Origin of the sequence: Sinosporangium album (assembly GCF_900100605.1) — a bacterium.
Lineage (GTDB): Bacteria > Actinomycetota > Actinomycetes > Streptosporangiales > Streptosporangiaceae > Sinosporangium > Sinosporangium album.
In genome coordinates this window covers 38,828-52,547 of record NZ_FNCN01000005.1, presented here as the reverse complement: position 1 = coordinate 52,547, position 13,720 = coordinate 38,828, and the positions used below count along the sequence as shown (strand labels likewise).

The window sequence follows — 13,720 nt, the reverse complement described above, 5'->3', positions numbered from 1 at the left end:
CCGGATTGCTCCGGAAATGACGACTGACCGTCACCGCCGAACCAGCACCGCTGAACCGGCGTCCCACTCCACGACGTCATGTACGGTGCTTGGGCGACAAATCGGCCGCAGGGCACCCGATCAAGGTCGCGTCACGGCAACGAGAACCGGGGGTGGTCGCGTGCTCGTACTTCACGGTGCCTGGACAGAGGGGAATCTGGCGATCTGGGGTGAGGACACCTCTCTGGCGGATAGGGCGGATCCGTCCCCCGACGCAGGGGAATCGCCCCGCACCTCCTCCTCCGAGCCGCATCCGCACCCCTGGGCGGCGAGCGCCGCCGATCTCGCCTCGGCCCTGTGCCCGGCCTCCCCCGACACACCCACCGATCCCGCCGCATCCCCGGTGCCCCCGGTGCCTCCCGCGCACCGTACGGCGGAGCCGACCGTCCTGCTCCCCGGCTCCGGCCCGTCCCCCCTGCCGTCCCCCGAGTCGGGCATCCCGCAGGCCGCGGCCCGCCCGGAGCTGCTCCCCTGGCGGGTCCCCGCCCTCCTGCTCGACCCACGGGAGGCGCTGCGCCTCCTTGAGTCGCTCCCCGGGCCTGTCGACGCCGCGGAGTGCGCCGACGAGGACGGCGCGCGGCCCGAGTGGGGGCCGGGGGCCTCGCTGCGCTACCTCGCGCTCGTCGCCGACCTGGCGTCCCGCCTGGTACGGCGGGGCCGGGTGCTCCCCCAGCTCGTCACCGAGCCGTCCGGCCACGCCGCCAGGTGGCGGCCCGTCCTCACCGGAGCGGACGCCGCCGCGTTCGCGGACTTCACGACCGCCATGCCGCCCGTGTGCCGGGCGGTCGCCCCGGGGCGCTCCCCGGCCGACGCGCTGCGGGACGCCCTCTGCGGCCTGGTCGACGCGGCGGCGCGGCGTTCGCTGCCCGACCGCCTGATCGTCGGCCAGCGGCCGGGCGTGAAGACCCCGCTGGCCGACCGCTGGCTCCTGGCGCTCACCGCCGAGAACGCCGGGCTGCCGCAGGCCAGGCCGGAGGAGGCCGAGACGCTGGGCCGTACGCTGCGGGCGTGGATCGACGCGGCCCACGAGCTGGACGGCCCGGTCCGCGTGCACTTCCACCTGGTCGAGCCGGACGACGGCGACACCTGGCGGCTGGAATTCGCCCTCCAGTCGGCGGGCGACCCCGACCTGTTGGTTCCCGCCATGCGGATCTGGGAGGGCGAGCGGGCCGACTGGCTGTCCGAGACCCCCGGGGAGGAGCTGCTCGCCGGGCTCGGCCGTGCCGTACGGCTCTGCCCCGACCTCCACACCGCGCTGCACGGCGACCGGCCGACGGGCCTGTCGGTGGAGACTGCGTGGGCGTTCAGGTTCCTGCGGAACTCGGCGCCGCTGCTGCGGGCGGCGGGCTACGGCGTACGGCTGCCCGCCTGGGCGGGCCGCCAGCGCCTCGGACTGCGGCTGACCGCCAAGCCCGGCGCGGAGGACCGGGCCTTCTCCTTGGACACGCCGCTTGAGTTCACGACGGATGTCGCGATCGGCGACCACACGATCGGCGAGGAGGAGCTGGCCGAGCTGGCCAGGCTGAAGATCCCGCTGGTGCGGGTGCGCGGCCGGTGGATGGAGCTGGACGAGGGGCAGCTCAAGGCCGCCCTCAAGGCCGTCGAGCAAGGGCGCGGCGGCAGCATGACGGTCGGCGAGATGATCCGGCGGGTGGTGGAGGGCGGCGATGTGGAGCTGCCGCTCATCGGGATCGACGCCGAAGGCCCGCTCGGGGACCTGCTGTCGGGGCAGGCCGACCGCCGCCTGACCCCGGTGCCGACGCCGGAGGGCTTCAACGGTGTGCTCCGGCCGTACCAGGAGCGGGGGCTGTCATGGCTCGCGTTCCTGTCCGAGCTCGGCCTCGGCGGTATCCTCGCCGACGACATGGGGCTGGGGAAGACCGCCCAGACCCTGTCGCTGCTCCTTCGCGAACGCACGCACGCGGGCACGCACGCGGGCACGCACGCGGGCGCGGGCGCAGACGCGGGCGCGCGACCCGCGCCGACGCTGCTGGTGTGCCCGATGTCGCTGGTGGGCAACTGGCACCGGGAGGCGGCCCGGTTCGCCCCGTCGCTGCGCGTCTACGTCCACCACGGCGGCGGGCGCGAGCGGGGGGCCGAGCTGGAGCGGACGGTCGCGGCGGCCGACCTGGTCATCACCACGTACGGCACGGCGCTGCGGGACCTGGGCGCGCTCGCCGCGCTGACGTGGGGCCGGGTGGTGTGCGACGAGGCCCAGGCGATCAAGAACAGCGGGTCCAGGCAGGCCCGTGCCGTACGGTCCATCCCGGCGCCCACACGGCTCGCGCTGACCGGCACCCCGGTGGAGAACCACCTGGCCGAGCTGTGGTCGATCATGGAGTTCTGCAATCCGGGCCTGCTGGGCGCCGCGCAGCGGTTCCGGCGGCGCTACCAGGAGCCGATCGAGCAGCGGGGCGACGAGACGGCGGCGCGGGCGCTCCGGCAGGCCACGGGCCCGTTCATCCTCCGCCGCCTCAAAACCGATAAGACGATCATCTCCGATCTGCCGGAGAAGCTGGAGATGAAGGTCTGGTGCACGCTGACGCCCGAGCAGGCGGCGCTCTACAAGTCCGTCGCCGACGAGATGTTGGGCCGGATCGAGGGCAGCGCGGGCATCGAGCGCCGGGGCAACGTCATCGCGGCCATGACCCGGCTCAAGCAGATCTGCAACCATCCCGTCCACCTGCTGAAGGACGGCTCCCGCCTGGCGGGCCGCTCGGGCAAGCTGGCCCGGCTGGAGGAGCTGACCCGCGAGATCGTCGACGAGGGCGAGAAGGCCCTGGTGTTCACGCAGTACGCGGAGTTCGGGTCGCTGCTCCAGCCCTATCTGGCGACGCACCTCGACCGCCCTGTGCTCTGGCTGCACGGCGGGCTGTCCAAGCAGCGGCGGGACGAGCTCGTGGAGCGCTTCCAGGGCGACGAGGAGCCGATGGTGTTCCTGCTGTCGTTGAAGGCCGCGGGCACCGGGCTCAACCTCACGGCGGCCAACCACGTCATCCATGTGGACCGGTGGTGGAATCCTGCCGTCGAGGACCAGGCCACCGACCGCGCCTTCCGCATCGGCCAGACCAAGAACGTGCAGGTCAGGAAGTTCATCTGTGTGGGCACCCTGGAGGAGAGGATCAACGAGATGATCGAGAGGAAGAAGTCCCTGGCCGACCGCGTGGTCGGATCCGGCGAGGACTGGATCAGCGATCTGTCGACCGAGCAGCTGCGCGAGCTGTTCCGTCTGGGCCCCGGGGCGGTGAGCTGAGGTGCCTGACGAGGTGACCGGGTTCGACGTGACCGTGTCCGGCGCGGGTGGGGAGGCTTCGCTCGGCGACCGCCTGGACGACTTCTACGCGCCCGCCGTGTCCTTGAACCGGCTCCGCGACAGCGGCGGGGCCGCGGCCACACCGCCCGACCTGCTGCTGCGCGCTCTGGCGGCCCCGGAGGTCAAGGTGCGCCACATTCCGCTGCTCGACATCCTCAGGTCCGCCTATCGCGACCTGGGCCACGAGGACAGGTGAACGGCCTCAGCCGGGCGCCGGGGGCGCACCGGTGACCGGCGGGCCGCCCCAGCTACGAGCGGCCCGCCGGCACCGGTGCACTACACGATCAAGTCGTCGAACTCGCCGCCCTTGGCCCCGCGGAGGAACGCCTCGATCTCAGCCGGGGTGTAGATCAGGGCCGGCCCGCCCGGGTCACGGGAGTTACGGACGGCGATGTCACCGCCGGTCAAACGAGCCACTTCCACACAGTTCCCGCTCGGGTTGCTGTATGTGCTTCTCCGCCAGTGCACCTCGTTGAGTCGTGTGGCGGACATGCCGTTGTAGATCTCCACCATAATTACCCCGAAATCCCCTCATATCTGGCCGATGAGCTGCATTGCTGCTTGCATCCGCAAGATAGGGGATTTGAGCTCCTCACATGATGAAAAATCATCATTCGATGCCAGATCAGGGCAACAATTCGTCGCGCAGCCTCTCCAGGAAGCCCCGGGACTGCTCCGGAGGCTGCGCCTCCAGGCAGAGTTGTTCCATGACGTGCATGTAATGCTCGGCGTCGTCGCGCTTGTCGATGTAAAGCGCGCTGGTGAGCTGCTCCATGTAGACCACGTCCGGCAGCTCGGGCTCGGCGAACCGGAGAATGGTGAACGGCCCGCCCGCCGCCGCGTGGCCGCCGCTGGCGAACGGGATGATCTGCAGGACGACGTTGGGGGACTCGATCGCCTCGATGAGGTAGTCGATCTGCTCGCGGAGCACGGCGCGACCGCCGAGCGGGCGGCGCAGCGCGGCCTCGTCGATCACCGCCCACAGCTTCGGGGCCCCTGGCCGCCGCATGCGCTCCTGCCGCGCGGCCCGCAGCGCGATGCGCCGCTCGATCTCGGTGACGGACGCGGCCCCATGCCCCAGCATGATCACGGCTCTGGCGTAGTCTCGCGTCTGCAGCAGGCCGGGGACGAACTGGATCTCGTAGCTCCGGATCACGTGAGCCGCTTCCTCAAGCCCGACGTATACCTCGAACCAGGCGGGAAGGACGTCGCCGTACTTGTGCCACCATCCCTGCGCCTTGGCCTGGTCGACCAGCTTGAGCAGAGCCTCGCGCTCGACCGGGTCGGTGACGCCGTAGAGCGTCAGCAGATCGGCCACGTCACGCGCCTTGAAACCGACCCGTCCGAGCTCCAGCCGACTGATCTTGGCGTGGGAGCCCCTGATGGCCTCTCCCGCCTCCTCCCGGGTGATGCCGTTCGCGATGCGAAGTCGACGCAACTGTGAACCGAGCAGAATTCGCAGGACAGTGGGGCCACCACCTGACGGGAACCCCACCACGCGGTCGCCGGGCGAGCGGTCGTCCGCATGGGAAGAGATCATCGGTGCCTCCGGAGGACCAGTGATTCAGAACTCACCTTTTCACGTTCGGCTGGAATATGCAGTCCCCGAGAGGGAATGCACGTGCATCTGTTCTTGCATCTGTACGCAACAAACCGAAAGAATGACTGTCGCACGACTTGCCCGGACCGCGTGATCCACATGTTGCCCGTAGGGACTTCGATGACCGCAAACCTGGCACGCCGGCACGCCGCTACGGGGACGGCACCTGACTGGCTGCTGAAGGCGATCGGTGGTGATGACCCGGCCGTGTCCTCGGCCGAGTTCGACATCACTCGCGCGTCAGCTAAATCCGCCAGAGACTTCGCGACCGCGACTCTCGAAGCCTGGGGACTGTCGGAGCTTTCCTTTGATATGCAGCTTGTCGTCTCCGAATTAGCGACCAACGCACTGCGCCACGCGGGAGGGGCGCAACGGCTCTACGTGCTCCGCCGTACCGGCGGGGTCGTCTGCGCCGTGCTCGATCCCGCTTTGGAGGCTCCGGTCCCGACCGAGGCCGACGAGCTCACCGAGAGCGGGCGGGGCCTCCACCTCGTGGCCGCCCTCACCACGGCGTGGGGCTGGTCACCCACGCCGTCTGGGGGGAAGCTCGTCTGGGCCTCGTTCCAGACCGGACCGTCACCCTTTCAGGGTGAGTCCAGGTCGGCCCTCACGCAGCTCGGGTCCGACCTCGACCCCCACCTCGACCCCGAGCTGGAGACCGAGCTGGAGACCGGGGCGGCGGTGACCTTTCGAGATCCGCGCTAGATCAACTGGTGCAGGATGCGCTTGTTGCGCATCACCTTGATGAGGGGGGTCACCGCGCCCACCAGCAGGAGGGTGAGGATCGGGGCGAGGATCGCTCCGATGAGGAAGCCCACCAGCACGTCGTGGGGGTAGTGCACGCCGACGAACACGCGTGAGAACGCCATGCCGGCCGCGAGCGGGAGCGCGAAGTAGCGGCTCGGACGCCACACGACCATCAGGGCTCCGGCCGCGCCCGCGGCGATGGTGGCGTGGTTGCTGGGAAAGGACCAGTCGCCCGCCGCCGGGCACTCGGCGATCGTGGCCACCGCCATGCTCCAGCAGGGCCGGTCCTGCTGGATGAGCGTCTTGGTGACCTCGCTGACGATGTAGGCGCCGACGACGGCGACCGGGCCGACGAGCGCGAGCGCCATGCGCCGGGGATCACCGCCGCGTGCCAGCCACCAGTTCAGCAGGAAGATCACAGCGAACAGCACGAGTCCGGCGTCGGTCCCGATCTCCGCCAGGACATGCACCCACGAGGGCAGCCCTCCCGCGAACTCCACAACCGCTCTATACAGCTCGACACTGATCTCGGGGGCCTTCAACTGATCATGTCCATTCGGCATACGGGCAGTTACGGGTAAGGGACCACCTTAGAGACCACCAAGGAGAGCTGCACATCAGCCGTTCGGCCAATCCGATACCCCGTCAAGAAAACGTCAAGATTCGCGGAGTACGCGTCGAGATCCAGTCAGGGGCCCGCACGCGCGAAGGAACACCGCCTGATAGTTGGGGTGCCGAGGTCAGGAGGACATATGGCGGCGCTTGGCATCGACGAGGACAGGCCCCCCGATACCGGCCGATACTTCGGCGGCGGCATGGAGCAGTTCCACCACCCCAGGCCGGTGCGCGACCGGCGCACCTTCGCCCCCACCCCCGAACGGGCCGCACTGCTCTCGGATCTCACCGGGACCGTGCTGGAGATCGGCTCGGGCGACGGGGTCAAGGCGATGTGCTACCCGCCCGGCGTCACGGAGATCATTCTGGTCGAGCCCGACCCCTTCGTCCGGGAGACCGCCCGCCACACCTGCGAGCTGGGCTGCCCCCGCGCCCGGGTGGTCGGCGGCGACTTCACCGCCCTTCCCGTGGCCGACGCCACCTGCTCGGCCGTCGTGTGCTCGCTCGCCCTGTGCCGGGCGGACACGACCGCCGACGCCCTCGCCGAGATCCGCCGGGTGCTGCGCCCGGGCGGACGGCTCAGGTTCTACGAGCACGCCGTACCGAAGAACCCCGTGACCGCGCTCGCCACCTCGCTGGTCTCCCCGCTCTGGCGGCGCGCCTGCGGCGGCTGCCGCCCCGACCGCGACCCCGTCGCCGAGATCCGGCGGGCCGGCTTCACCGTCGAACACCTCCAGCACCTCACCTTCGACCGCATCGGCCATGTCCTCGGCAGCGCCGTACCCGGACCGGACACCGCCTGAGAGCGGCCCTTCGCCTCACGCGTGCGGCGGGCCGGGCGGCCGGTCGCCGACGCGGAAACGCATCCGGCAGATCACGACGTCCGTCCGCCGGAGCGCGGCGGCGATGATCGCGCCGCGCTGGTTCTTCAAGATCGCCTGCCATCTGTGCTCGGGCTGGATCTCGGCGATCAGCACGAGCACGTGGCTCTCCCGCAGACCCGTCACATAGGTGATCAGCGGCTCGGCCGTTCTGAAGCGCGGGTCGAAGACCTGGACGAGTTCGACGCCGGGGTCCCAGCGCTCCCACTGCTCCACGAACGCATGGGCCTCCCCCTCGTCGTCGGGGTGGGTGACGTTGACGGCGACGACCCGGTCGCCCAGGGACAGGGCGACGGCCAGGGCGTCGTGGGTGAGCCGGTTGACGGTGTGCACGGGCACCACGACCACCGAACGGCGGGGCCTGGGCGGCGTGGGGACCTCACCGACCTGAAGCCGTACGGCGAAGCGGGCATAGGCGCGGTTCACGCCCTCCATGCCCGCCACCAGCAGAGGCAGCGCGATGACGATCAGCCAGCCGCCCTCCCCCACCTTCGTCACGGTGATCACGATGGCCGCCGCCCCGGTGAGGAACCCGCCGGTCCCGTTGAGCGCCGCCTTGTAGTGCCATCCGGCCGGCCGTGAGGTCAGCCAGTGCTTCACCATGCCGAACTGCGACAGCGTGAACCCGATGAACACCCCGATGGCGAACAGCGGGACCAGGAGGTTCATCTCCCCCTCGGCGACGACCAGCAGGAGGGCCGCGGTCACGGCGAGGAAGGCGATGCCGTACCGGTGGACCTGCCGCTCGGCGCGCAGGGCGAACAGGTGCGGCAGGTTGTCGTCCTTGGCCAGCAGGTGCGCCAGCACCGGCAGGCCCCCGAACGAGGTGTTGGCCGCCAGCGCCAGCAGGATGACCGTGGTGAACTGCACGAGGTAGTACAGGGGTCCGTCCCCGAGGGACGCCTCGGTGACCTGGGACAGGACGGTGACGCCTGGAACCGGCCCGATGGAGAACTTCTCGATCAGCACCCCGACGCCGATCAGCATGGTCGCGAGCAGCGCGCCGAGCGCGACCTCGGCCCGCTGCGCGTGCCGTACCCTCGGATCCTTGAACGAGGGCACCGCGTTGGCGATGGCCTCCACGCCCGTGAGCGCGACGCAGCCGTTGGCGAAGGCCCGCAGCAGCAGGAACACGCCCACCGTCTCGACCGCCTGGACGTGGTGGCCGTGGTGCGCCACGGCGGGTGAGCCGCGGATCAGCCCGACCACGATCACCAGCATGATCGCGCCGATGTAGACGACCGTCGGGGTGATGAAGGCCCGCGCGCTGCGGGCGATGCCTCTGAGGTTGATGCCCGTGATCAGCGCGAGCACCACCAGGCACAGCACCACGCGGTACGGCAGGAGCTCGGGAAACGCCGACGTCAGCGCGGCCACGCCCGCGGCCACCGAGACCGCCACGTTCAGCACATAGTCGATGATCAGGCTGGCCCCGGCGACCAGTGCGGCGGGACGGCCGAGGTAGGTCTTGGACACGCCGTACGCGCCGCCGCCTGTGGGGAAGGCCGCGATGACCTGGCGGTACGACACGGTGAGCACGGCCAGCAGCAGCGCGATGGCCACGGTGACGGGCAGGGTGTAGCCGAGCGCCGCGGAGCCCGCGAGGGCGAGCACGAGGACGATCGCCTCGGGCCCGTAAGCGATGGAGGCCATCGCGTCGAGGGACAGCGCGGACAGGCCCCCGACGACGCCGAGCCGGTCGTGGTCGGCCCCCTTGGGATGTCCGGGGCGTTTCCCGTGCGGCTGGGCGGACGTGGGCACCGGCCCATTCCACCTGATCAGGACAGTCGGATTCAGGATCCGACTGTGCGGCGCGTCAATACCGAACCCGGGCAATTCCCAAGAGCACTTCCCAGGAACCGCCCGGGTTGACGGCACTCCCCGACGCGCCTACCGGGGAAGCTCAGGAGGGCAGGTGCCCGATGCGGAACCGCATCCGGCACACCACCGCGTCCGTACGGCGCCGCAGCGCCCTGGCCAGCACCCCGCCGCGCTGGTTCTGCAGCACCCGCTGCCAGAAACGCTCGGGTTCGATCTCGGCGATCAGTACGAACACCTGGCTTTCCGGCACCGCGGACAGATAGGTGACCAAGGGTTCGGCCAGCCGGAAATGCGCGTCGAAAAGCTGCACCAGTTCGACGTCGGGATGCCAGCGCTCCCACTCCTCGACGAAGGCGCGGGCCGCGCCCTCGTCCTCAGGGTGGGCGATGTTGACGGCGACGACCCGGTCGCCCAGCGAGAGCGCCGCCGCGAGGGCGTCGTGGGTGAGCCTGTTGACGGTGTGCACCGGGACCACGGCGACCGATCGGCGGGGCCGGGGCGGCACCGGGGTCCTGCCGAGTTCCAGCCGGTCGCCGAAGCGCGTATAGGCGCGGTTGACGCCCTCCATCATCACGACCAGCAGCGGCAGCGTGACGACGATCAGCCATCCGCCCTCGCCGAACTTGGTCACCGTGACCACGACGGCGGCCACGGCGGTGAGCAGCGCGCCACCGCCGTTGAGGGCGACCCGGGCCCGCCAGCCGCGCGGCCGAGCCCCCAGCCAGTGCCGCACCATGCCGAACTGCGACAGCGTGAACCCGACGAACACCCCGATGGCGAACAGCGGGACCAAGAGGTTCATCTCGCCCTGCGCGATCACGAGCAGGATGGCGGAGGTGACGGCGAGGAAGGCGATGCCGTACCGGTGGACCTGCCGCTCGGCGCGCAAGGCGAACAGGTGCGGCAGGTTGTTGTCCTTGGCCAGCAGGTGCGCCAGCACCGGCAGGCCCCCGAACGAGGTGTTGGCCGCCAGCGCCAGCAGCACGACCGTGGAGAACTGCACGAGGTAGAACAGCGCGCCGTCGCCGAGGGACGCCTGGGTGACCTGGGCGAGCACGGTGACGCCCTCGACGGGCCGGATGGAGAACTTCTCGATCACGACCGCGATGCCGATCAGCATGACCGCGAGCAGCCCGCCGAGCGCGACCTCGGCCCGCTGCGCATGCCGTACCCTCGGCCGCTTGAACGAGGGCACCGCGTTGGCGATGGCCTCCACGCCCGTGAGCGAGGCGCAGCCGTTCGCGAACGCCTTGAGCAGCAGCAGGACGCCCACCGTCTCGACGACCTGGGCCTGCGCGGCGGGGTCCGCGGCCACGGCGGGCGAGCCCCGCAGCACACCGGCGGCGATGACCGTCACGATCGCCCCCACATAGATGACCGTGGGCACGATGAAAGCCCGCGCACTGTGCGCGATACCCCTGTAGTTGACCGCGGTGATCACAGCCAGCACGAGCAGGCAGAGCACCGTCGTGTACGGCAGAAGCCCCGGAAACGCCGACGTCAGCGCGGCCACGCCCGCGGCCACCGAGACCGCCACGTTCAGCACATAGTCGATGATCAGGCTGGCCGCCGCGACGAGCCCGGCGCGGCGGCCGAGATGGGCCTTGGCCACGCCGTACGCGCCGCCGCCGTCGGGGAAGGCCGCGATGACCTGGCGGTAGGAGAAGGTGAGCACGGCCAGCAGCAGAGCGATGGCGAGCGTGACGGGCAGGGTGAACCCCATGCCCGCTCCCCCGGCGAGGGCGAGCACCAGGACGATCGCCTCGGGGCCGTAGGCGACCGAGGCCATCGCGTCGAGGGACAGGGCGGCGAGCCCACCGACGACGGTGAGCCGGTGGCGGTCGCCTGCGGCGGCCCGGTCAGGTGCGGGGGCCGGCGGGGGAGGACTTGACGTGGACGATGTGGTGGTGGACATCGGGCTCATTCCGCGTGATCAGGGTCCCGCGCTTCTGCATCCCGCCGGGTCTGCGGCGGGACGGTGAGAGGAGCAGGCGCGGAACCGTGGGTCGACCCGTGTGCGTTGGGCATAGAACCGGGCATGGAACCGGGCATGGAGCTCGGCGCCGGGCCGTCGGGAGTGGAGGCGGGAGGCGTCGAGACGGGCAGGGTGAGGATCATGGTCAGTCCGCCGCCCGGCGTCTCGTCGGGGATGAGCGTTCCGCCCATGGCCTCGGCGAGACCGCGCGACAGGGCAAGGCCGAGCCCGACCCCGGTGTGGTTGTCGCGGTCGCCCAGGCGTTGGAAGGGGAGGAATACGCGGTCGTGCTCCTCGGGCGGGATGCCCGTGCCGCGGTCGATGACGCGGATCTCCACATGGTCGCGGTGCCCGCTCGCGGTGATGAGCACCACGGTCTCCTGCGGGCTGTAGCGCACGGCGTTCGAGATGAGGTTGACCAGGATGCGTTCCAGCAGGGTCGGATCGGCGAGAACCTGGGGAATCGACGGGGATATCCCGGCCCGCACCCGTTCGCTGAGCGGGCCGATGTCGTCGACGGCACGCGGGACGACGTCCTCCAGCGCCACAGGCTGCAAGACGAGCCCCAGCACGCCCGCCTGGAGGCGGCTCATGTCGAGCAGGTTGGAGACCAGCCTGGCCAGTTTGACGAGGGATTCGTCGGCGGTGGCCAGCAGTTCCTCCTTGTCCTGCTCGGACCAGTCCACGTCGGTGGCGCGCAGGCTCTCGATGGCGGCCTTGGCCGACGCGAGAGGCGTACGCAGGTCATGGCTGACCGCGGCGAGCAGCGCCGTACGCATCCTGTCGGCCTCGGCGAGAGGGCGGGCCCGTTCGGCCTGCTCGGCGAGGCGCTGCTGGCGCAGCGCCACGGCGGCCTCAGCGGCGAACGCCTCAAGGACACGCCGATCGGAGGCGTCGAGAAGCCGGCCTCGCAGCGCGAGAATCAACTCCTCGTCGATGACCATCTCCGTGTCGGCCGCGCCCGGGCACGTACACGGAGTGCCGCCAGAGGTCGCGACGATGCGCCACGCGTCCGGGTCGTTCTGATCGCCCGGGGTCGGCACGGTGCCGGGCACCCGTTCGAGCAGCGTCACCGACGTGAGCACGAACGTCTCACGCAAGCGGCCGAGCAGCGAGTTCAACGCGTGCTCGCCGCGCAGCACGTGTCCGGCGAGCGTCGACAAGACCTCGGCGTCGGCCCCCGCGCGCGCCGCCTCCCGCGTACGGCGGGCCGCCAGACCCACCACCGCGCTCACCATGACCGCGATCAGCACATAGACGAGTAGCGCGAAAAGGTTCTTCGGGTCCGACACCGTGAACTGGTCGAGCGGCGGAGTGAAGTAGTAGTTGAGCAGCAGGAAACCGAACACGGCGGCCGTCACCGCAGGCCACATGCCGCCGACCAGCGCGACGATCACGACCACCAGGAGGAACAGCAGGATCTCCACAGGAAGCCCGGCGTCCTCGCGGAACGGGTAGAGCGCGGCCGTCAGCGCGGGCTGCGCCAACGCCGCCAGCAGCCACCCGGCGCGGAGCCTGGCCCGCGTCAGCACCGCCCGCGACCGGTGCGGACGGCGCCCCCGGCTCACCTCCTCATGGGTGATCATGTGGACGTCGATCGACCCCGAGAGCGCCGTCGTCGTCACCCCCACCCCGCGAGAGAACAACTGGGCGAACCGCCCGCGCCGCGACGCCCCCAGCACGAGCTGTGTCGCGTTCACCCCCCGGGCGAAGTCCAGCAGCCCGCGCGGCACATCATGGGCCACCACCTGGTGGTAGGAGCCGCCGAGGCTCTCGACCAGCGTGCGCTGCCGCAGCAGATTGGCCGGGTCGGCCGTCGTCAACCCGTCGGAGGCGGTCACGTGGACAGCGAGCAGATCGGCGCCTTTGGTGCGGGCCGCGATACGGACGGCACGGCGGATCAGAGTGTCGCCCTCAGGCCCGCCGGTCAACGCCACCACGACCCGCTCACGCGCTTCCCACGTGCCGGCGATGCCGTGCTCGGCGCGGTAGCGGTCGAGCTGCTCATCCACTTTTCCCGCCACCCACAGCAACGCCAGCTCCCGCAGGGCGGTGAGATTGCCTTCACGGAAATAGTTCGACAACGCCGCGTCGATCTTCTCCGGCGGGTAGACGTTGCCATGGGCCATACGGCGGCGCAGCGCATCCGGCGCCATGTCGACAAGCTGCACCTGGTCGGCCCGGCGCACCACCTCGTCAGGCACGGTCTCCCGCTGCGGCACGCCGGTGATCTGATGCACCACGTCGTTGACCGAGTCGAGATGCTGCACATTGACGGTGGCGACGACGTCGATGCCCGCGTCGAGCAGCTCCTCGATGTCCTGCCAGCGCTTCTCATTGCGGGAACCGGGCACGTTGGTGTGCGCCAACTCGTCGATCAGCGCCACCTTCGGGCGCCGGGCAAGGATCGCGTCCACATCCATCTCGGCGAACGGGACACCCCGGTGGTGCAGGGTCCGCCTGGGCACCACCTCCAGGCCCTCGACGAGCTCCGCCGTACGGGGACGGCCATGCGTCTCGACCAGGCCGACCACGACGTCGGTGCCCCGATCGGAACGCCGCCGGCCCTCGCCGAGCATCGCGTAAGTCTTCCCCACCCCAGGGGCCGCCCCCAGGTAGACCCGCAGCCGACCCCTGCTCATTGCGCGCCTCCGGCGCGCGATGTGTCTGATGGCGACGCTTCGCGTCGCGGCGAGGGGGCTCTTGACCCGGCGCCTTCCCTCCTCACT

10 protein-coding genes are annotated in these 13,720 nt (G+C 70.6%); 4 read left to right on the top strand and 6 right to left on the bottom strand.

What is annotated here, in order from left to right:
* The first annotated feature begins 160 nt into the window (after positions 1–160).
* Both BLQ73_RS06690 and BLQ73_RS06685 read left to right on the top strand, forming a co-directional pair.
* Entirely contained in the window at positions 161–3,292 is a 3,132-nt protein-coding gene (locus tag BLQ73_RS06690; RefSeq protein WP_218125650.1) for a DEAD/DEAH box helicase, read from the top strand.
* Position 3,293: 1 nt separating this feature from the next.
* Complete coding sequence (locus BLQ73_RS06685) at positions 3,294–3,548, top strand: hypothetical protein (protein WP_093169371.1); 255 nt, start codon at positions 3,294–3,296, stop codon at positions 3,546–3,548.
* An 80-nt stretch (positions 3,549–3,628) separates the two neighbouring features.
* Here the strand turns inward: BLQ73_RS06685 and BLQ73_RS06680 are convergent, their stop codons facing one another.
* Together BLQ73_RS06680 and BLQ73_RS06675 are read right to left on the bottom strand one after the other, a co-directional pair.
* A complete protein-coding gene (locus tag BLQ73_RS06680) occupies positions 3,629–3,865 on the bottom strand; it encodes a DUF397 domain-containing protein (protein ID WP_093169369.1) in 237 nt (78 codons plus the stop codon).
* A gap of 112 nt (positions 3,866–3,977) precedes the next feature.
* Positions 3,978–4,892 (bottom strand): helix-turn-helix domain-containing protein, encoded by a 915-nt coding sequence (locus BLQ73_RS06675; RefSeq protein ID WP_093169367.1) that lies wholly within the window; start codon positions 4,890–4,892, stop codon positions 3,978–3,980.
* A gap of 180 nt (positions 4,893–5,072) precedes the next feature.
* Between BLQ73_RS06675 and BLQ73_RS06670 the strand changes: the two genes are divergently transcribed.
* Entirely contained in the window at positions 5,073–5,657 is a 585-nt protein-coding gene (locus tag BLQ73_RS06670; RefSeq protein ID WP_176955311.1) for an ATP-binding protein, read from the top strand.
* On the opposite strand, the gene BLQ73_RS06665 is transcribed toward BLQ73_RS06670, so the two are convergent.
* The gene (locus BLQ73_RS06665; RefSeq protein WP_245690847.1) at positions 5,654–6,199 is read right to left on the bottom strand and encodes a phosphatase PAP2 family protein; all 546 of its coding nucleotides are present in this window, start codon (positions 6,197–6,199) and stop codon (positions 5,654–5,656) included. The genes BLQ73_RS06670 and BLQ73_RS06665 overlap by 4 nt on opposite strands.
* 252 nt (positions 6,200–6,451) lie before the next feature.
* On the opposite strand from BLQ73_RS06665, the gene BLQ73_RS06660 reads away from it, so the two are divergent.
* Positions 6,452–7,117, top strand: a complete 666-nt coding sequence (locus tag BLQ73_RS06660) for a class I SAM-dependent methyltransferase (protein WP_093169361.1) — start codon at positions 6,452–6,454, stop codon at positions 7,115–7,117.
* A 15-nt stretch (positions 7,118–7,132) separates the two neighbouring features.
* Here BLQ73_RS06660 and BLQ73_RS06655 read toward each other — a convergent pair whose 3' ends face one another.
* From BLQ73_RS06655 to BLQ73_RS06645, 3 genes are all read right to left on the bottom strand, one after another.
* Positions 7,133–8,956: an APC family permease gene (locus tag BLQ73_RS06655; RefSeq protein ID WP_218125649.1), complete on the bottom strand. Its 1,824-nt coding sequence runs from the start codon at positions 8,954–8,956 to the stop codon at positions 7,133–7,135.
* A gap of 142 nt (positions 8,957–9,098) precedes the next feature.
* Positions 9,099–10,931, bottom strand: coding sequence for an APC family permease (locus tag BLQ73_RS06650; protein WP_093169359.1), 1,833 nt, complete (start codon positions 10,929–10,931; stop codon positions 9,099–9,101).
* Positions 10,932–10,936: 5 nt separating this feature from the next.
* Positions 10,937–13,633, bottom strand: coding sequence for a sensor histidine kinase (locus BLQ73_RS06645; protein ID WP_093169357.1), 2,697 nt, complete (start codon positions 13,631–13,633; stop codon positions 10,937–10,939).
* Positions 13,634–13,720: the final 87 nt, after the last annotated feature.